General features: G+C 43.0%; 13 protein-coding genes, 4 tRNA genes and 2 pseudogenes. 2 read left to right on the top strand and 17 right to left on the bottom strand.

Features of this window, described 5'->3' with window-relative positions:
• Positions 1–58: 58 nt before the first annotated feature.
• From rpoC to EP181_RS01410, 13 genes and pseudogenes are all read right to left on the bottom strand, one after another.
• A pseudogene (rpoC, locus tag EP181_RS01470) lies at positions 59–4,281 on the bottom strand (DNA-directed RNA polymerase subunit beta').
• The gene (rpoB, locus tag EP181_RS01465; protein ID WP_127470082.1) at positions 4,282–8,340 is read right to left on the bottom strand and encodes a DNA-directed RNA polymerase subunit beta; all 4,059 of its coding nucleotides are present in this window, start codon (positions 8,338–8,340) and stop codon (positions 4,282–4,284) included.
• Between the two features lie 188 nt (positions 8,341–8,528).
• The gene (rplL, locus tag EP181_RS01460) at positions 8,529–8,897 is read right to left on the bottom strand and encodes a 50S ribosomal protein L7/L12 (RefSeq protein ID WP_127470081.1); all 369 of its coding nucleotides are present in this window, start codon (positions 8,895–8,897) and stop codon (positions 8,529–8,531) included.
• Between the two features lie 52 nt (positions 8,898–8,949).
• Entirely contained in the window at positions 8,950–9,450 is a 501-nt protein-coding gene (rplJ, locus tag EP181_RS01455; RefSeq protein WP_127471726.1) for a 50S ribosomal protein L10, read from the bottom strand.
• Positions 9,451–9,640: 190 nt separating this feature from the next.
• A complete protein-coding gene (gene rplA / locus EP181_RS01450; RefSeq protein WP_127470080.1) occupies positions 9,641–10,330 on the bottom strand; it encodes a 50S ribosomal protein L1 in 690 nt (229 codons plus the stop codon).
• 4 nt (positions 10,331–10,334) lie between these two features.
• The gene (gene rplK / locus EP181_RS01445; RefSeq protein WP_127470079.1) at positions 10,335–10,763 is read right to left on the bottom strand and encodes a 50S ribosomal protein L11; all 429 of its coding nucleotides are present in this window, start codon (positions 10,761–10,763) and stop codon (positions 10,335–10,337) included.
• A gap of 57 nt (positions 10,764–10,820) precedes the next feature.
• A pseudogene (gene nusG, locus EP181_RS01440) lies at positions 10,821–11,353 on the bottom strand (transcription termination/antitermination protein NusG).
• Between the two features lie 2 nt (positions 11,354–11,355).
• Positions 11,356–11,739, bottom strand: a complete 384-nt coding sequence (gene secE, locus EP181_RS01435; RefSeq protein ID WP_127470078.1) for a preprotein translocase subunit SecE — start codon at positions 11,737–11,739, stop codon at positions 11,356–11,358.
• Positions 11,740–11,799: 60 nt separating this feature from the next.
• A tRNA-Trp gene (locus EP181_RS01430) sits at positions 11,800–11,876 on the bottom strand.
• 62 nt (positions 11,877–11,938) lie between these two features.
• Positions 11,939–13,129, bottom strand: coding sequence for an elongation factor Tu (gene tuf, locus EP181_RS01425; protein WP_127470077.1), 1,191 nt, complete (start codon positions 13,127–13,129; stop codon positions 11,939–11,941).
• A 55-nt stretch (positions 13,130–13,184) separates the two neighbouring features.
• Positions 13,185–13,260: transfer RNA gene (locus tag EP181_RS01420), tRNA-Thr, on the bottom strand.
• Positions 13,261–13,327: 67 nt separating this feature from the next.
• A tRNA-Gly gene (locus tag EP181_RS01415) sits at positions 13,328–13,402 on the bottom strand.
• A gap of 1 nt (position 13,403) precedes the next feature.
• Positions 13,404–13,488, bottom strand: a tRNA-Tyr gene (locus EP181_RS01410).
• Positions 13,489–13,670: 182 nt separating this feature from the next.
• Here EP181_RS01410 and EP181_RS01405 point away from each other — a divergent pair.
• Both EP181_RS01405 and EP181_RS01400 read left to right on the top strand, forming a co-directional pair.
• On the top strand, positions 13,671–14,426 hold the full coding sequence (locus EP181_RS01405; RefSeq protein WP_127470076.1) for a pseudouridine synthase: 756 nt from the start codon (positions 13,671–13,673) through the stop codon (positions 14,424–14,426).
• Positions 14,427–14,454: 28 nt separating this feature from the next.
• A complete protein-coding gene (locus tag EP181_RS01400; RefSeq protein ID WP_127470075.1) occupies positions 14,455–15,810 on the top strand; it encodes an adenosylmethionine--8-amino-7-oxononanoate transaminase in 1,356 nt (451 codons plus the stop codon).
• A 101-nt stretch (positions 15,811–15,911) separates the two neighbouring features.
• On the opposite strand, the gene EP181_RS01395 is transcribed toward EP181_RS01400, so the two are convergent.
• From EP181_RS01395 to speD, 4 genes are read right to left on the bottom strand one after another with little or no spacing between them, the layout of a single operon-like run.
• Positions 15,912–16,328 (bottom strand): OsmC family protein, encoded by a 417-nt coding sequence (locus tag EP181_RS01395; protein ID WP_127470074.1) that lies wholly within the window; start codon positions 16,326–16,328, stop codon positions 15,912–15,914.
• 31 nt (positions 16,329–16,359) lie between these two features.
• Positions 16,360–17,559, bottom strand: a complete 1,200-nt coding sequence (locus EP181_RS01390) for a type III PLP-dependent enzyme (protein ID WP_127470073.1) — start codon at positions 17,557–17,559, stop codon at positions 16,360–16,362.
• Positions 17,559–18,464, bottom strand: coding sequence for a polyamine aminopropyltransferase (speE, locus tag EP181_RS01385; protein WP_127470072.1), 906 nt, complete (start codon positions 18,462–18,464; stop codon positions 17,559–17,561). The genes EP181_RS01390 and speE overlap by 1 nt, the downstream gene beginning before the upstream one ends.
• The gene (speD, locus tag EP181_RS01380; RefSeq protein ID WP_127470071.1) at positions 18,439–18,957 is read right to left on the bottom strand and encodes an adenosylmethionine decarboxylase; all 519 of its coding nucleotides are present in this window, start codon (positions 18,955–18,957) and stop codon (positions 18,439–18,441) included. The genes speE and speD overlap by 26 nt, the downstream gene beginning before the upstream one ends.
• Positions 18,958–19,067 lie beyond the last annotated feature (110 nt).

Here is a 19,067-nt window from a genome sequence, read left to right as displayed (position 1 = left end):
ATTCTAATTGCCCACAAACAATAAGTCAAGCCTTAACTACTTGAATTTATTATTTGATTTAGACACCTGCCTCTTCGTTTTCTAATACCACTTCTTCATCAGACACCGAATCAGCGGTAACATCTTCCGGATGCTCATGCTTCATAAAAGCCTTTAGTTCATCCAACGTTTTTTCACTAGCAACTTTTCTTGCCTGGTGATATGCAAAGCCCGTACCGGCTGGAATCAAGCGGCCTACAATTACGTTTTCTTTTAAACCAACTAACTTATCACGCTTACCACTTACTGCCGCCTGTGTTAAAACACGCGTTGTTTCTTGGAAAGACGCAGCCGAAATAAATGATTCTGTAGCTAATGAAGCTTTAGTGATCCCTAATAGAACGCGTTCATAGCTAGCTTCAACCTTACCTTCTTCACGCGCTTTTTCATTTAACTCAATGACTTTGGCATACTCTGTTTGCTCGCCTTTAATAAGACCAGTGTCTCCTGAAGTCTTGATTTCAACCTTTCTAAGCATTTGACGAACAATTGTTTCAATGTGCTTATCGTTAATTTTAACCCCTTGTAAACGATAAACGTCTTGAACTTCATCAACAATGTATTCAGCCAATCGTTCAATACCAAGTAAACGAAGTATATCGTGTGGATTAGGACTTCCTTCTACTACAACATCACCTTTTTCAACACGCTCACCTTCAAAAACACTAACCGTACGCCACTTAGGAATTAAAGCTTCATATTGCTCACCACTATCTTGTGTAATTAATAGTCGTTGCTTACCCTTAGTTTCCTTACCAAACCCAACCACACCTGGAACTTCAGCCATGATAGATGGCTCTTTTGGTTGACGAGCTTCAAATAAGTCCGCAACACGAGGTAGACCACCTGTAATGTCTTTATTTTTAGAAGACGCTTGAGGAATACGAGCAATTACATCACCTGCCCCTACACTCACATTGGCCTGAACAACGACGATACCGTTTTCAGGTAAATAATACATCGCAGGTGTTTGAGTACCTGGGAAATTAATCGCTACGCCAGAAGCATTTACTAATGCAATATATGGACGCATTTCTTTAGCTGCCGTTGTGCGCTCTTTTGCACTTTTAACTACGTACGAAGTTAAACCAGTCAGCTCATCAATGTGCTCCTCAACAGTGCCATCAAAGTTACCAAACTGAACCGACCCTGACACTTCCGTAATTACCGGGTGCGTGTGTGGATCCCATTGAGCCAAGACCTCACCAGAGGTTATTTTACCGCCATCTTGAACTGCTAAAATACTACCGTATGTGATTTTATAGCGTTCCTTTTCACGGCCAGACTCATCAATTACAGATACCTCGCCTGAACGCGAAGTAACCACAATTTGCTTTTCAGAGTTGGTAATCGTTTTTAGGTTATCCCATTTAACAGTACCTGTATGCTTAACTTCAATCTGACTTTGCGCTGCAGAACCTGATGCTGTTCCACCAATGTGGAAGGTACGCATTGTTAACTGAGTTCCGGGTTCACCGATCGACTGAGCCGCCATTACACCAACAGCCTCACCCATGTTAACCAGATGGCCACGAGCCAAATCGCGACCATAACATTGCTTACAAATACCAAACTTTGTTTCGCATGTCATTGGTGAACGAACAAAAACGCTATCAACAGCATGCGCATCAATCAATGCGACCAACTGCTCATCAAGCAATGTTCCACGCTCAATCAACAATGTACCATCAGGAGCGACTATATCTTCATTCGTAACACGACCTAGCACAGTGTCTTTTAAAGTGACGACAACATCGCCACCCTCAACCTTGGCCGTCATCAAGATACCTTTATCAGTACCGCAATCCACTTCAGTTACTACAACATCTTGGGCAACATCCACTAAACGACGAGTAAGGTAACCTGAGTTTGCCGTTTTTAATGCTGTATCCGCAAGCCCTTTACGAGCACCGTGGGTCGAAATAAAGTACTGAAGTACGTTTAATCCTTCACGGAAGTTTGCCGTAATAGGCGTTTCAATAATCGAACCATCAGGCTTAGCCATAAGACCACGCATACCACCTAACTGTCGCATCTGCGCTACTGATCCACGTGCTCCGGAATCCGCCATCATATAAACCGAGTTAAATGAAGTTTGTTGTACTGAGTTTCCACTGGCATCAACCACGGTTTCAAATTGAAGCTCATCCATCATCGACTTGGTTACCAATTCGTTGGTGTGCGACCAAATATCAACTACCTTATTATAACGCTCGCCTTCGGTTACTAAACCTTGAGCAAACTGGTTTTGAATCTCTTCTACTTGCCCTTCTGCACGCTTAATGATTCCGGCTTTATTATCAGGAATTAACATGTCATCTGAACAAAAGGACAGGCCTGCTAATGTTGACCATTTAAAACCTGCATACATGAGCTGATCTGCAAACACAACGGTTTCTTTTGGACCAAGTACGCGGTAACAAGTGTTTAATACTGTACTGATGTTTTTCTTGGTTAAATTTGTATTTAACAAATCAAAACTTAAGCCCTTTGGCAAAATACGACACAATAAAGCACGACCGGCACTGGTATTAACAATACGTGAACTGACTGTTTCAACACCTGCTTCATCGATAACAGTTTCATGCACCTTTAACTTAATACGAGTATGTACATGGACAACTTTGGCATCAATGGCACGTTGAACTTCTTGCCAATTTGAGAAAGCCTTACCCTCACCAATCGCATTAATACGTTCACGAGTAATGTAATAAAGTCCTAAAACAACGTCTTGTGAAGGCACAATAATTGGATCACCGTTTGCAGGTGACAACAAGTTATTAGTTGACATCATCAATGTACGAGCTTCAATTTGCGCTTCAAGTGACAAAGGTACGTGTACCGCCATTTGGTCACCGTCAAAGTCAGCGTTAAAAGCCGAACAAACTAACGGATGCAAGTTAATCGCTTTACCCTCAATCAAAACAGGTTCAAACGCTTGGATCCCTAATCTGTGCAATGTTGGTGCACGGTTTAGCAATACTGGGTGTTCACGAATTACTTCATCTAGTACATCCCAAACCTCAGGTAAACCTTGCTCAACCATCTTTTTAGCCGCTTTAATAGTCGGCGACAAACCACGTTTTTGTAGCTTGCTAAAAATAAATGGCTTAAACAACTCTAATGCCATTTTCTTAGGCAACCCGCACTGATGCAGTCTTAGTGTTGGACCAACAACGATAACTGAACGACCAGAATAATCAACACGTTTACCTAACAAGTTTTGACGGAAACGACCTTGCTTACCTTTAATCATGTCAGCAAGTGATTTTAACTGACGCTTATTGGTGCCGGTAACTGCACGACCACGACGACCGTTATCCAATAACGAATCAACCGACTCTTGCAACATACGCTTTTCATTACGAACAATAATGTCAGGAGCCATTAAATCTAACAAACGTTTTAAACGGTTATTACGGTTAATTACACGACGATATAAATCATTTAAGTCAGACGTCGCAAAACGACCACCGTCCAGGGGTACCAAAGGACGCAGTTCAGGTGGCAATACTGGAAGTACATCTAAAACCATCCACTCTGGCTTATTACCAGATCCGCTAAACGATTCAATTAACTTTAAACGCTTAGAAATCTTCTTTTGCTTGGTTTCAGAGTTAGTACTTTCCATCTCTTCACGAAGACGTTCGGCTTCAGTAATAAGATCAATTGACTGCAACATCTTTTTGATTGCATCTGCACCCATTTGTGCTTCGAATTCATCGCCGTGCTCATCTAATGCGTCTAAATATTCTTCTTCGGTTAATAACTGCCAAGGCTCTAAAGGTGTCAGACCAGGATCAACGACCATGAAGGCTTCAAAATACAATACTGCTTCAATTTCTTTTAAAGTCTTATCTAACATCAAACCAATACGAGAAGGTAATGACTTTAAAAACCAAATGTGAGCAACAGATGTCGCCAGATCAATATGACCCATACGCTCGCGACGAACTTTAGACTGTGTAACCTCTACACCACATTTTTCGCAAATCACACCACGATGCTTTAAGCGCTTATACTTACCACACAAGCACTCAAAATCACGAATTGGACCAAAGATTTTGGCGCAAAAAAGACCATCACGCTCAGGTTTAAAGGTACGGTAGTTAATCGTTTCTGGTTTCTTAACTTCTCCGTATGACCATGAACGAATTTTCTCTGGTGAAGCTAGCGATACTTTAATCGCATCAAAGTCACTAGACACATTTTGTTTTTTAGAAAACCGAGTAAATCTTTCATTTAGTCTTGCTCCAACTCAATATCAATACCTAACGCACGAATTTCTTTACGTAATACGCTAAACGATTCTGGCATACCAGGTTCCATATACTCATTACCATCAACGATGTTCTTATACATTCTAGTACGCCCGTTTAAATCGTCCGACTTAACCGTTAGCATCTCTTGTAAAGTGAAAGCCGCACCATACGCTTCAAGTGCCCACACTTCCATCTCTCCAAAACGCTGACCACCAAACTGAGCTTTACCACCCAATGGTTGTTGAGTCACTAAACTATATGGACCAGTCGAACGTGCATGCATCTTATCGTCAACCAAATGGTTTAACTTTAGGTAATACATATAACCAACCGTTACTGGGCGGTCAAACTCTTCACCAGAAATACCATCAAATAATTTCATTTGCCCTGATTCTGGTAGATCTGCTAAGCGCAATAATGCCTTAATTTGAGCTTCAGATGCACCATCAAATACAGCCGATGCAACCGGCACACCCTTTTTAAGATTATGAGATAATTCAATAATTTCTTTGTCACTAAACTGAGAAAAATCAACAAGCTGTCCTTGGCTTTCATTATAAATTTTATGCAAAAACCCTCTAATGTCAGCTATGTCAGCATTACGCGTCAACATTGCGTTAATTTTTGTTCCTAAACCTTCTGCCGCTAATCCAAGATGAACTTCTAATATCTGCCCAACGTTCATACGTGACGGAACACCTAATGGGTTTAGACAAATATCGACAGGACGACCTGTTTCGTCATATGGCATGTCTTCAACTGGGCAAATACGCGAAATAACCCCTTTGTTACCATGACGTCCAGCCATTTTATCGCCCGGCTGAATACGACGCTTAATGGCAACATATACTTTAACCATTTTAGAAACACCTGGTGCTAAGTCATCACCCTGTGTTAATTTTTTACGTTTCTCTTCGTAAGCATCGTTAAAAAAGGTGCGTTTTTCTTTCAACTGAGCTTCAAGCATCTCTAACTGACGCATAATTTCTGTATCGTTAACGTTTAACGAGAACCACTTATGACGTTCAATACTGTCTAGATACTCTGATGTTAATTGAGTTCCATTTACTAAGTTTTGGTCTAGCAACATAACTTTAATTCGATCTAGAGTATCTTTCTCTAAAATCTTATATTGCTCATCAATGTCTTTACGAATTTTTGAAAGTTCTTCAGCCTGAATGGCTAAAGCACGTGAATCTTTTTGAATGCCTTCACGAGTAAATACCTGTACATCAATAACAGTACCTTCAACTCCCTTAGTAACTCGCAAAGAAGTGTCTTTAACATCAGACGCTTTTTCTCCAAAAATGGCGCGTAACAATTTTTCTTCTGGCGTTAATTGAGTTTCACCCTTAGGGGTTACTTTCCCAACCAAAACGTCACCTTGCTTAACCTCGGCACCAACGTAGACAATACCGCACTCGTCTAAACGAGCCAATGCTGACTCACCAACGTTTGGAATGTCCGCTGTAATTTCCTCTGGCCCAAGCTTAGTATCACGAGCTAAACACGTTAGTTCCTCAATGTGCACGGTGGTATAACGATCTTCTTGAACAACGCGCTCTGAAATCAAAATCGAGTCTTCGAAGTTGTAACCGTTCCATGGCATAAACGCGATACGCATATTTTGACCCAAAGCCAACTCACCTAAATCGGTAGAAGGACCATCAGCCAAAACATCTCCACGTCTTACCACATCACCGGCTTTTACAATCGGCTTTTGGTTAATACAAGTGTTTTGGTTTGAACGTTGGTATTTAACCAAGTTATAAATATCAACCCCTGACTCACCTTCCTTAATCTCTTCGGCATTGATACGAACCACAATACGTGCTGCATCAGAGGATAAAACCTCTCCACCACGGGTTGCAATTACGGTAACACCCGAATCTATTGCAACTGTTTTTTCAATCCCTGTACCTACTAACGGCTTATCGGCACGTAATGTAGGAACTGCCTGACGTTGCATGTTTGCACCCATTAGTGCGCGGTTAGCATCGTCATGCTCAAGAAACGGAATCAAAGCAGCCGCAACCGATACAATCTGCTTAGGCGATACATCCATATAGTCAACGTCTTGAGATGAAGACAATGTAAACTCATTTTGGTGACGTGAAGAAATTAGGTTGTCAACGAATCGTCCGTTTTCGTCAATATTCGCACTGGCCTGAGCAATAACAAATTGCGCCTCATCAATAGCAGAAACATATTCAACTTCGTCTGTTACCTGACCGTTAACCACTTTGCGATAAGGAGTCTCTAAAAACCCGTATTCATTGGTCTTAGCGTAAATAGCTAACGTATTAATTAATCCAATGTTTGGCCCTTCAGGAGTCTCAATTGGGCAAACACGACCATAATGTGTTGGGTGAACATCGCGCACCTCAAAACCAGCACGCTCACGCGTTAATCCGCCTGGCCCTAGAGCAGAAACACGACGCTTATGAGTAATCTCAGAAAGTGGGTTTACCTGATCCATAAACTGTGACAACTGACTTGAACCGAAGAACTCTTTAATGGCAGCAGAAACAGGCTTAGCATTAATAAGATCTTGTGGTAACAAACCATCAGTTTCAGCCTGATTTAGACGCTCTTTAACAGCGCGTTCAACACGAACTAAACCAACACGGAATGCGTTTTCTGCCATCTCACCAACCGCACGAATACGACGATTGCCTAAAGTGTCAATATCATCTACTGTGCTTAAACCATTGCGAATATTAATAAGTTCGCGTAGCACTTCGATGACATCTTCTTTTTCAAGCACAACCGCACCGTCGTTTGACTTTCTGCCTAAACGACGATTAAGCTTCATGCGTCCTACTGCTGACAAATCATATCGACTTTCATCAAAAAACAAGCTGTTAAACAAAGCTTCTGAAGAATCTTTTGTTGGTGGCTCACCTGGACGCATCATGCGATAGATTTCAACCTGCGCCTCAAGCGGCGAAGTCGTTGAATCTAAATTTAATGTATCTGAAATATAAGGACCATTTTCAAGTTCGTCTACATACAAAATACGAATTTGACAATTTTTTATTAACGAAATTTTCTCAATAGTTTCAGTTGTCAACACATCATTAGTGCGCGCAACTAACTCGCCAGTAGTACTATCAACAATACCGGTTGCCAATACTTTTCCTAACAAATATTCATTAGGGACTATAACCGTAGTCACACCAGATTCTTGAATCGCCTTAAGATTACGTGCAGTAACCTTTTTACCGGCTTCTAAAATCTTGACACCTTCGTGCTCGATATCAAACCCTGCGGTTTGACCTTTTAACTGCTCTAATACAAATTTAAGCTCAAAGCCTTTTTTAGTCAGCTTTAGCGTATTAGATTCAAAGAATTTACCGAGTATATCTTCATTCGAATAACCCATTGCACGCAACAGTATCGACACTGGCAGTTTGCGACGACGGTCAATACGAGTAAACAAACAATCATTATGGTCAAACTCAAAGTCCAACCACGAACCACGATATGGAATAATTCGAGCATTAAACAATAACTTGCCAGAAGAATGCGACTTACCTTTGTCATTGTCGAAAATAACGCCTGGAGAACGGTGCAACTGAGTCACAATAACGCGCTCTGTACCGTTAATAACAAAGGTTCCGTTATCGGTCATTAAAGGAATATCGCCTAGGTAGACTTCCTGCTCTTTAACGTCTTTAACTGGACGCTTACCTGCTGGTGCATCTTTGTCAAACAACACAAGACGCATTTTTACGCGTAAAGGAGACGCATAGGTAACGCCACGTTGCTTACACTCTTTAACATCAAAGTCTGGTTGTCCCATGTGGTAACTTACATACTCAAGGTCAGCTGTTCCAGCAACACCATGAATAGGAAACACCGACGCAAATGCGGCATGCAAACCAACTAATTTTCGCTCTAAAGGTTTTTTGTCTAATTGAAGAAAATCATGGAAAGAACCCTTTTGCAATGAGAGCAAATAAGGAACTTCAAGAATGGATGGACGTGTTGCAAAATCCTTTCGGACTCGTTTCTTTTCTGTTAAAGAATAAGTCATCGTTAACCTCGACGATAGAATTGCTTAGAATTAAACAGCCAAATGACTATTTAAAAGAATGCATAAAACTGTTGTAGCAAAATAAAAAAATTAAATTAACTATCACACTTTTACACACTGTTAAAAACGAGAAAAGGCCGGTGCAAAAGCACCAGCCATCTCTCTGCTGTAAACAGCTAAAACCAATATTATTTGATTTCTACTTCTGCACCAGCTTCTTTAAGCTCGTTAGCTAATGCTTCAGCTTCAGCTTTAGAAACACCTTCTTTCAATGTGAAAGGAACGCTTTCTACTGCATCTTTAGCTTCTTTTAAGCCTAAACCAGTTGCTGCACGAACCGCTTTGATTGCGCCAACTTTGTTAGATCCAGCTCCAGTTAGAACTACGTTAAATTCAGTTTGCTCTTCAACTTCTGCCGCAGCAGCCGCAGGACCTGCAACTGCAACAGCTGCTGCAGAAACACCAAACTTCTCTTCCATAGCAGCTACTAAAGCAACTACATCCATTACTGACATATTAGCAACGGCTTCTAAAATATCTTCTTTTGATACAGACATGTTTATCTCCAAAATTTAATTATGTTTCATATTTATAACGCTTAAGTAAAATTTAAGCTGCTTCTGATTCTTTCTGTTCTTTAACAGCAACCAAACCACGTGCCAATTTAGCAACCGGTTCTTTCATCACAAACAATAGTTTACTTAGAGCTTCGTTGTAAGTAGGTAGAGCTGCCACTAAATCTAAATGGCTTGCGTCCATAACGCCTTCACCAATTGAAAGTGACTTAACCACTAATGCATTATTCGTTTTAGCAAATTCTTTTAGAACACGCGCAGCGTTTCCTAACTCTTCACCAGAGAAAGCAAAAACCAACGGACCAACAAATGTGTCAGACATGTCTTCAAATTTAGTGCCTGCAACAGCACGACGAGCCAAAGTGTTTTTGATTACACGAATCTTAACATTTGACTTGCGACCAGCTGCACGAAGTTGGGTCATTTTCTCTACCGTCAAACCACGATATTCAGCTGCAACCACTGAACCCGCACCCGCCACAACAGCAGAAACTTCTTCAACGACTAGCTTTTTATCTTCGATATTGAGCGCCATATAACCTCCAAACAGTTTAATAGCATTGCGGCTATTAAACTCTTCCATCTACGTAGGCTTAAATCTATTAAGAACGCACCTTAGCGTTCGCCTACGGTCTGCGATGGGCGCTCTTCACTACAAACATAATTTGTTTTAAAGAGTCCCAATTCGCAAATAATATCTGCACCCCTTAGGAATGCAGAAATCATTATATTGAAGACTGATCAACCAACAGGCCTGGGCCCATAGTAGTAGAAATAGTCACTTTCTTCATGTAGACACCTTTAGCAGAAGCGGGCTTCGCTTTTACTAAGTCTTCAAGAAGAGCTTTTAAATTTTCTTGTAATTTGTCAGCATCAAATTTAACAGTACCAATGGCAGCATGAATAATACCGGCCTTGTCGGCACGGTAGCGCACTTGGCCTGCTTTAGCGTTTTTAATAGCTGTTACGACATCAGGTGTTACAGTACCTGTTTTTGGGTTAGGCATTAAACCACGTGGTCCAAGAACCTGACCTAACATACCCACAACACGCATAGCATCAGGAGACGCAATGACAACGTCAAAATCCATCATGCCTTTCTTGATTTCATCAGCCAAATCTTCCATACCAACAAAATCAGCACCCGCAGCTTTAGCCGCTGCATGATTAGATTCACCGGTAAATACAGCTACGCGAACTGTTTTACCAGTTCCGTTTGGCATAACAGTAGCGCCACGCACCACTTGATCTGATTTACGTGGGTCAATTCCTAAACGAATTGAAACATCAACTGACTCTGTAAATTTAGCAGTTGCTAATTCTTTTAGTAAATCGATACCTTCAATAAAATTATAAGAAGCATTAGTGTCAATACGCGCTGCGTTAACTTTTTGTTTTTTAGTTAGTTTTGCCATTTTATCAACCCTCTACCACTAGACCCATACTTCGAGCAGAACCCGAGATAGTCTTGACTGCTGCATCTAAATCATTTGCATTTAAATCGGCCATTTTAGTTTTCGCAATTTCTTCAATTTGCGCCAGAGTTACCGTTCCAACTTTATTTAAGTTAGGAATTGGGCTACCACTTTTAATGCCAGCTGCCTTTTTAAGCAATACTGAAGCAGGTGGTGTTTTGGTAATAAATGTAAAACTTTTATCGCTGTAAACAGAGATAACAACTGGAATTGGCAAGCCTTTTTCTAGACCCGCTGTCTGAGCGTTAAACGCCTTACAGAATTCCATGATATTAACACCTTTTTGTCCTAAAGCAGGACCAACCGGTGGACTAGGGTTTGCTTCCCCAGCTTTTACTTGTAACTTAATATAGGCTGCAATTTTCTTAGCCATGTCTTGCTCCTTATGGGTATAGCGCCGTTAAGCTTCCCAGTAGATTAAAAAATCAGATTAAACTTTAGCAACCTGAGTAAACTCAAGCTCAACCGGTGTTGAACGACCAAAGATTAACACTGAAACTTGTAACTTATTTTTGTCATAATCGACATTTTCAACAATCGCTTCAAAATCATTAAACGGCCCATCGACCACTCGAACCATTTCTCCAGGCTCATACATAACTTTAGGACGCGGCTTATCGACACTCGTTTCTACTCTTTGTAAAATACGATCGACTTCTTTTTGCGATATTGGGGCTGGGCGATCACTAGTGCCGCCAATAAATCCTAAAACCTGTGGTACGCTTTTAACCAAATGCCATGACTCTTCCGTCATTTCCATTTGCACTAAAACGTAACCCGGAAAAAACTTACGCTCACTGGTTCTTTTTTTCCGTCTCTAATTTCTATAACTTCTTCAGACGGAACTAAAACATCCCCAAACTGATCTTGCAATCCAGCCCGTTCAACATAGTCCGTTAAACTCTTTTTTACTTTATTTTCATAACCTGAATAAGCATGAACGACGTACCATCTTTGTGCCATAGTTAACCACCTTGTCCTGTTAATAGTTTTACTGCCCATAAAAAGAACATGTCAATCAACCACAAAAAGATACCCATCAGAATAACTACTACAAAGACGATTAATGTCATTTGAACAGTTTCAGGGCGCGTCGGCCAAACTACTAACTTAACTTCACGCTTTGCTTGCGTTAAGTAATGAAACCAGTTTTTGCCAACGGTCGTCTGATACATAATAAATATAGCCAACGCAACACCGGCAACAACCCCTAGAACCCTAACGACGGCATGCAAATCTTTAAATAGGTAATACCCTAATAAAGAACCCACCAAAACAACAATGGCTAATAACATTTTGGCCGTATCAAGCGAACCAGAGACACTTTGACTGTTTGCTTCTTTACTCATAAATCCATCAGCTTAATTGAAAAACGACCTGCACCCTTTCAAATGCAGGTCGTTAGAATGTGGCAGGGGTAGAGAGATTCGAACTCCCAACACGCGGATTTGGAATCCGCTGCTCTACCAATTGGAGCTATACCCCTGGAATGTGTTTATAAAAAAAGGGCATTATACACCCTTTTTTTAATTTTACAACTACCTGCAATTAAGCAAGAATTTTGGCAACTACACCAGCGCCTACTGTACGTCCACCTTCACGTATCGCAAAACGTAGACCTTCGTCCATTGCGATCGGGTTGATGAGTTCAATAGTCATCTGTACGTTATCACCTGGCATAACCATTTCGATTCCTGCTGGTAATTCACATGCGCCTGTTACGTCCGTAGTACGGAAGTAGAACTGTGGGCGGTAGCCGTTGAAGAATGGAGTATGACGCCCACCTTCGTCTTTTGATAATACATAGATTTCAGCTTCAAACTTATTGTGTGGTTTGATTGTGCCTTTGTGCGCCAATACTTGTCCACGCTCGATGTCGTCACGCTTGGTTCCACGTAGTAGAACACCTACGTTGTCTCCAGCTTGTCCTTGATCAAGTAGCTTGCGGAACATTTCTACACCGGTAACCGTGGTTTCTTGCGTGTCACGAATTCCGACGATTTGAATTGTTTCGCCTACTTTTACAATGCCTGTTTCAATACGACCAGTCGCTACTGTTCCACGGCCTTGGATAGAGAAAATATCTTCTACTGGCATTAGGAATGGCTTGTCTGTGTCACGTACTGGATCTGGAATGTAGGTATCTAATGCAGCTACTAGACGCTCTACTGAAGGGGCACCAATTTCCGAGGTGTCTCCAGCGATGGCTAGTGTGGCTGAACCAATGATAACGGGCGTGTCATCACCTGGGAATTCGTACATGTCTAACAGCTCACGTACTTCCATTTCTACAAGCTCTAGTAGTTCTTCGTCATCTACCATGTCGGCTTTGTTTAGAAATACTACGATGTACGGTACGCCTACTTGACGTGATAACAGGATGTGTTCACGCGTTTGTGGCATCGGGCCATCAGCGGCTGAACAAACTAGAATCGCTCCGTCCATCTGCGCTGCACCGGTGATCATGTTTTTTACATAGTCGGCGTGACCTGGGCAATCTACGTGTGCATAGTGACGCGTTTCTGATTCGTATTCTACGTGTGAAGTAGAGATTGTGATTCCACGCTCTCTTTCTTCTGGTGCGTTATCGATTGATGCGAAGTCTTTGATGTCGCCACCAAATTTCTTTCCTTGCACGATTGTTAAAGCCGCTGTTAGAGTTGTCTTACCATGGTCAACGTGACCGATGGTTCCAACATTCACATGCAGTTTCGCGCGTTCAAATTTTGCTTTTGCCATGATGCAAACTCCATTAAAGCAGCGACGCTAGCGTTCGGTGCCAAGACTATAAAATTGGAGCTCTTAATCGGAATCGAACCGATGACCTCATCCTTACCATGGATGCGCTCTACCGACTGAGCTATAAGAGCAAGTTATGTTAAAAAGGCCCTCTGCATTAGCGTTAAACTTGCCAACAAAGAGAGCCTTTTTAGAATTTGGAGCGGGTAAGGAGAATCGAACTCCTCTCATCGGCTTGGAAGGCCGAGGTAATAGCCAATATACGATACCCGCATGGTGGAGGGTGGTGGATTCGAACCACCGAAGGCTGAGCCAGCAGATTTACAGTCTGCCCCCTTTGGCCGCTCGGGAAACCCTCCAATTTGTGAGTGCGTATTTTATAGATTATTTATTGACTGTCAACCCTTACATTTAAAATAAATACATTAAATTTGAGTTTTTGCTTCTAACGATGGATTCACGTTCGACCTCATAGGCATTTAGGGCTGGTATACTGTTTACCATTATTTTTCATAATCCTTATTAAACTCATACTGAAATCATGCAAACACACACCGACTTATCCAGCTTTACAATACTTTATCAAGACGAATGGATGGTTGCGATCCATAAACCTGCTGGTTTATTAGTGCATCGCACCGCATTAGATCGCCATGAAACGCAGTTTGCCATGCAAATGACGCGCGACTTAATCGGTCAGGTGGTTTATACCCTGCATCGCTTAGACAAAGCTACTTCTGGCATTTTACTGTTTGCCCTGTCACCAACTATCGCTCAACAACTGGGTTTACAGTTTAGCCAGCATGACCTTCAAAAAACGTACCACGCCATTGTCCGTGGTTGGCCAACAACGCATGGAAGCATCAATACCCCACTAAAAGTTCATTACGATAAAATAGCCGATAAAGACGCGCGCTTGGACAAAGCAGATCAAGAAGCTTTGACCCACTTCTCCTGCCTTCAAAAAACAAGTATTTCCCAGCAAATTGGTCAGTACCCAACCGCGCGTTACAGTCTATTAGAGCTTAACCCCACAACTGGCCGCAAGCACCAGTTAAGACGTCATTTAAACTACATTAGCCACCCCATTATTGGCGATGTTAGCCACGGCGATCGGCATCATAATCATTTTTTTAATGACTGGCTTGGACAACATCGCCTTTACCTGGCCGCCACTCAATTAAGTTTTATTCACCCGGTTAGCCAGCAAACCGTGGCACTGCACTGCCCGCCCGAACCCTCATTTCAAATTGCGCTCGACGCATTGGGCTTTACACACCACTTTAACGCTCACTAATTAACAACGGTAATTTGGATATTTAAACATGACACTCACCCACAACACCGCAGCATCGGCACACTGGCAAAGCTTACTGGAATTTGATCGCCAACATATTTGGCACCCTTATGCAAAAGTTCCCAACCCTCTCAACGTGTTGGGCGTTATCAGCACCAGCGGCTCTCACATTACATTGGCTAATCAGCAGGTGGTGGTGGATGGCATGTCCTCTTGGTGGGCGGCCATTCATGGCTACAACCACCCTGACATTTGCGCGGCCATGCACCAACAAATTGACACCATGCCGCACATTATGTTTGGTGGGCTTACTCATGAACCGGCCATTGCACTTACCAAAGCCCTGTTAAACATCGTTCCACCAGGCCTGGACAAAGTGTTTTACAGCGATTCCGGTTCGGTAGCCATGGAAGTCGCCATAAAAATGGCATTACAATATTGGATTAGCCAACTACGTCCTGATAAAAACCGCCTGTTAACCGTTCGCAACGGCTATCACGGCGACACCTTTGCCACTATGGCCGTTTGCGACCCAGACAGCGGCATGCACCCGTTATTTGGTCACTTACTTACCCCGCATCTGTTTGCCCCCGCGCCCCATCTTGGCTTTGACTGTTCAGAAGACGACAGCGACAGCGACATCGCCGCCTTTGAAGCGTTACTTTCTCAACATCACCCCCACATTGCCGCCGTCACCATTGAGCCAATTGTGCAAGGGGCGGGTGGCATGCGATTTTATCGCCCCGACTATCTAAAACAAGTACGTGCGCTGTGCACCCAATACAACGTATTGCTGATTGTGGACGAAATTGCTACGGGCTTTGGGCGCACCGGCAAGCTCTTTGCGAGCGAATGGGCGGGCATTACCCCAGACATTATGTGCATTGGCAAAGCCTTAACAGGCGGCACGGTAAGTTTAGCCGCCACCTTATGCACCCAAAACGTTAGCGACGGCGTAAGCCAGGGTCAACCCGGTTTGCTCATGCACGGCCCCACGTTCATGGCCAATCCGCTGGCGTGTGCAGCCGCGTTGGCAAGCATTAACGTGCTGCTAAACAGCCCTTGGCAAACACAGATTACGTACATCACTGCGCATTTTAGCCAACACCTTAACCCCTTAAAAACCCTGCCGGGGGTTGTAGATGTTCGCGTCTTGGGCGCGATTGGGGTGGTTGAACTGGAACGTAACGATTTGGGTCTACAAATTCAAACCATCGCACTGCAACACGGTGCATGGTTAAGACCGTTCGGCAACTTGGTGTACACCATGCCGGCGTTTAACATTGCAAAAGAAGACCTACAAACACTTACCGATGCATTAATTAATGCGGTTAAACAGGTCTTGACCAGGCCTGGTCAAACCTTAAGCATTGCGCAAATTTAAAAACTAACCAGGCCTGGTCACTTTATTTTGGACATAAAAAAACCAGTCCGAGGACTGGTTTTTTTAACAGACAAACTGACAAACAGCCAAAAATAAATCAATTACGCTTCAATAATCTCAAAGCTGTGAGTTATTTCGGCAGTTTTTTCGAGCATTTTAGACACCGAACAATATTTTTCGGCCGACAGCTCAACTGCACGCTGAACTTTTTTCTCATTTAACGCCTGCCCAAACACTTTGTAATGCGCATGAATTTTGGTGTAAACCGCCGGAATGCCGTCGGCACGTTCGGCGTCAACCTCAATTTGACAATCGGTAACGGTTTGACCGCCCTTTTCGAGCATCATCACCACATCGATTCCCGAACAGCCGCCCAAACCCATCAGCAATAACTCCATAGGGCGCGAGCCACGATCTTCTCCACCCACTTCTTTAGAGGCGTCCATCATCACTTTGTGCCCGGTTGAAGAGGTCGCTTCAAACGCTTTTTTACCTTGCCATTTAATTGAAATTGACATGTTCACATCCTTTAAATTAACAATACTGGGTTTAAAGCGCTTCAGTTTCTGGGTCAAAAATATCTTCAACCACAATGACTTTAGGCTTTGGATAGTAGTTAAACTCGGTGGCCGATGCCAAAGTATACGCGCCCATTTGCTTGCCAATTAAAATGTCGCCAATTTCCATTTCAGGTAATTCAATGTCTTCGGCAATCACGTCTACGCTGTCGCAAGTAGGCCCGGCCAAGACGCTGGGTAAAAACACACCCGTTGGGTCAAATGGCTTAAGCGGCGCTAATGGATAAATCGCGTGATCAAACATCTGACCACTAAACCCACCGTACACACCGTCGTCTAAGTAATACCACATTCTAGCACCGCGCTTGGCTTTGCCTACAATGGAGACCACTTCAATCATGGACGGCGCCGAAATAAAACGCCCCGGCTCAGCAAACACTTCTACCCCTTCAGGCAATTCACTTAGGGCTTCCATAACAGGTGCACAAAAATCTGCAATGGGCAACACCGCTTCTTGGTATGACACCGGAAAACTACCACCAATGTCTAGAAACTTCCATTTAACATTGTTCATCACTTTCATAGCCGCAATACTCGAACGAATTGCGTTGACTTGGGTCATAGGTGAAAGCGATTGTGAGCCGACGTGAAAGGACAAGCCCACCACATCAATGCCGTTTTGCTGCGCCATTTCGACCAAAATGGGCAACTCTTCTAGCGCGCAACCAAATTTACGTGATAAATCGACCACCGCCTGACGACTGCGGAAGCTGACACGAATAATCAACTCTACTTGACCCGCGTATTTGTAGAATTTTTTCATCTCTTCGACGTTATCTACGACAAAACGTGTGCACCCAAATTCTAAAGCACGCGCGATTTCTTTATCCTTTTTTATAGGATGCGTGTGAATACACTGATTGCCCTTAATGCCTAAAGACTCAACCAGCTCAACTTCACCAATGGTGGCTAGGTCAAAACTGCTGCCTAATTTTTTTAACCGCTTAATAAGCTCGGGATGCGATAACGCTTTTAAAGCGTAAAAAAGTTGTACGCCGGGCAATGCCGCTTGCAGTGACTTATATTGGTAGTCGATTTCTTCTAAATCCAACACCATAAACGGTGTTTCGTGTTTGGCGACTAAATCGGTCAGACTGGCGCGGTCAAATTGTTCTAGAACGTCTGGATGCGACTGTTCTGCAAAAGATTCGACGATAGTTTGTTTATCCATTATTTTAAAGCTTCCATAATGTATTGCGGTAAGGCAAAGCAGGCCTGGTGCAACAAAGGGGTATAAAAACGCGTTTTAATCTCTGCTTGTGTAAAACGCGCCTGTAGCGTGGCTAAATCCACATTTTTTAATGCCATATCATCGGTTGCCCACGCAAACATCATAATACCTCCCACATAGGTTGGCACTGCCGCGCTGTAAAAACTGGCTTCTTTAAATAACGGCGATAAACGCTTGTGCGTGGTGGTCACCTCGGTGGTTTGCAAAAAGCTCACCCCATTTTGTGCCACAAACACACCGCCCGAATTTAGACAACGCTGAATGCCTTGATAAAAACGTGACGTAAACAAAACTTCTCCAGGCCCCATGGGGTCGGTCGAATCGGAAATGATGATATCAAATTTTTGTGTCGTTTTAGTAACAAATTCAACCCCATCGCCAATCACAATATGCGCCTTAGGATGATCGTAAGCCCCCGCTGAATGATTGGGTAAATGCTCACGACACAAATCAATAACTTGTTGATCAATTTCTACTTGAGTCACATGCTCTAACGCCGAGTGTTTAAGCACCTCACGCAAAATACCACCATCGCCGCCGCCAATAATCAACACCGACTTTGCGTGACCGTGCGCCAATAATGGCACATGCACCATCATCTCATGATAAACAAACTCGTCCTTTTCAGTGGTTTGAATTACGCCGTCCAGCGCCATCACAGAACCCCATTGGGCGTTATTAAAAATCACCAAATGTTGGTGCTCGGTTTGAGCCTCAAACAACACTTCGTCTATTACAAACTGTTGACCCCATGCAGGGTACAACGTTTCTAAATAGGTTTTGCGACCGTTTTGTGAACTTTTATTTGACCAGGCCTGGTTACTGCTCACCGCTTGCAACCTCATGTATGTCGGCAACTTCGCCACGCAACAGCGTATCAATGATAACGTTGTCGGGCGTAAAGGCTTCTTTTAACACCTCAATGGCCATCATCGGATCCGAATCACCGCACATAAACACGTCAAACGCCGCGTAATTACGTTCTGGCCAAGAATGCACACTAATATGCGATTCGGCCAATACCGCTACCCCAGAAATTCCGCCATTGGGGGTAAAGTGGTGTAAATGAATATGCAATAAAGTGGCGTTGGCTTTTTTAATACCCTCGCGCAAAGCACGCTCCATGAGTTGTAAATCGTCTAAACGACTCGCGCCCCAAAAGTCGGCAATAATGTGTGTGCCTGCGTACACTTTGCCGTCACGGCAAATAAAGTGATCAAGGGTTAAATCTTCAACGGCTTGTTCGTGGGTTGGCCAAGAGGCGTCAATAAGGGTGGTTTTTTCAATCACTTCAAAGTGATCGTTACTGGTGACCAGTATGTTTTCTGAATTTGGCATTGGAAGTACCTTACTAAAACATCCGCTTATGTTGTAAAAGACAGATGAATGATTAACAAAAATTCGTCAAGACAAGGCTAGCTTGATGAACCCCAGCCACGTTCTAAAAT

Origin of the sequence: Thiomicrorhabdus aquaedulcis (assembly GCF_004001325.1) — a bacterium.
Classification (GTDB): Bacteria; Pseudomonadota; Gammaproteobacteria; order Thiomicrospirales; family Thiomicrospiraceae; genus Thiomicrorhabdus; species Thiomicrorhabdus aquaedulcis.
The sequence above is the reverse complement of the archived record's forward strand: the minus strand, read 5'-3'. Positions and strand labels throughout refer to the sequence as shown.

What these genes read in the sequence shown, in the direction of transcription:
- rpoB (WP_127470082.1), bottom strand. Translation starts at nt 8,340, where the DNA reads ATGACTTATTCTTTAACAGAAAAGAAACGAGTCCGAAAGGATTTTGCA.
- rplL (WP_127470081.1), bottom strand. Translation starts at nt 8,897, where the DNA reads ATGTCTGTATCAAAAGAAGATATTTTAGAAGCCGTTGCTAATATGTCA.
- rplJ (WP_127471726.1), bottom strand. Translation starts at nt 9,450, where the DNA reads ATGGCGCTCAATATCGAAGATAAAAAGCTAGTCGTTGAAGAAGTTTCT.
- rplA (WP_127470080.1), bottom strand. Translation starts at nt 10,330, where the DNA reads ATGGCAAAACTAACTAAAAAACAAAAAGTTAACGCAGCGCGTATTGAC.
- rplK (WP_127470079.1), bottom strand. Translation starts at nt 10,763, where the DNA reads ATGGCTAAGAAAATTGCAGCCTATATTAAGTTACAAGTAAAAGCTGGG.
- secE (WP_127470078.1), bottom strand. Translation starts at nt 11,739, where the DNA reads ATGAGTAAAGAAGCAAACAGTCAAAGTGTCTCTGGTTCGCTTGATACG.
- tuf (WP_127470077.1), bottom strand. Translation starts at nt 13,129, where the DNA reads ATGGCAAAAGCAAAATTTGAACGCGCGAAACTGCATGTGAATGTTGGA.
- EP181_RS01405 (WP_127470076.1), top strand. Translation starts at nt 13,671, where the DNA reads ATGCAAACACACACCGACTTATCCAGCTTTACAATACTTTATCAAGAC.
- EP181_RS01400 (WP_127470075.1), top strand. Translation starts at nt 14,455, where the DNA reads ATGACACTCACCCACAACACCGCAGCATCGGCACACTGGCAAAGCTTA.
- EP181_RS01395 (WP_127470074.1), bottom strand. Translation starts at nt 16,328, where the DNA reads ATGTCAATTTCAATTAAATGGCAAGGTAAAAAAGCGTTTGAAGCGACC.
- EP181_RS01390 (WP_127470073.1), bottom strand. Translation starts at nt 17,559, where the DNA reads ATGGATAAACAAACTATCGTCGAATCTTTTGCAGAACAGTCGCATCCA.
- speE (WP_127470072.1), bottom strand. Translation starts at nt 18,464, where the DNA reads ATGAGGTTGCAAGCGGTGAGCAGTAACCAGGCCTGGTCAAATAAAAGT.
- speD (WP_127470071.1), bottom strand. Translation starts at nt 18,957, where the DNA reads ATGCCAAATTCAGAAAACATACTGGTCACCAGTAACGATCACTTTGAA.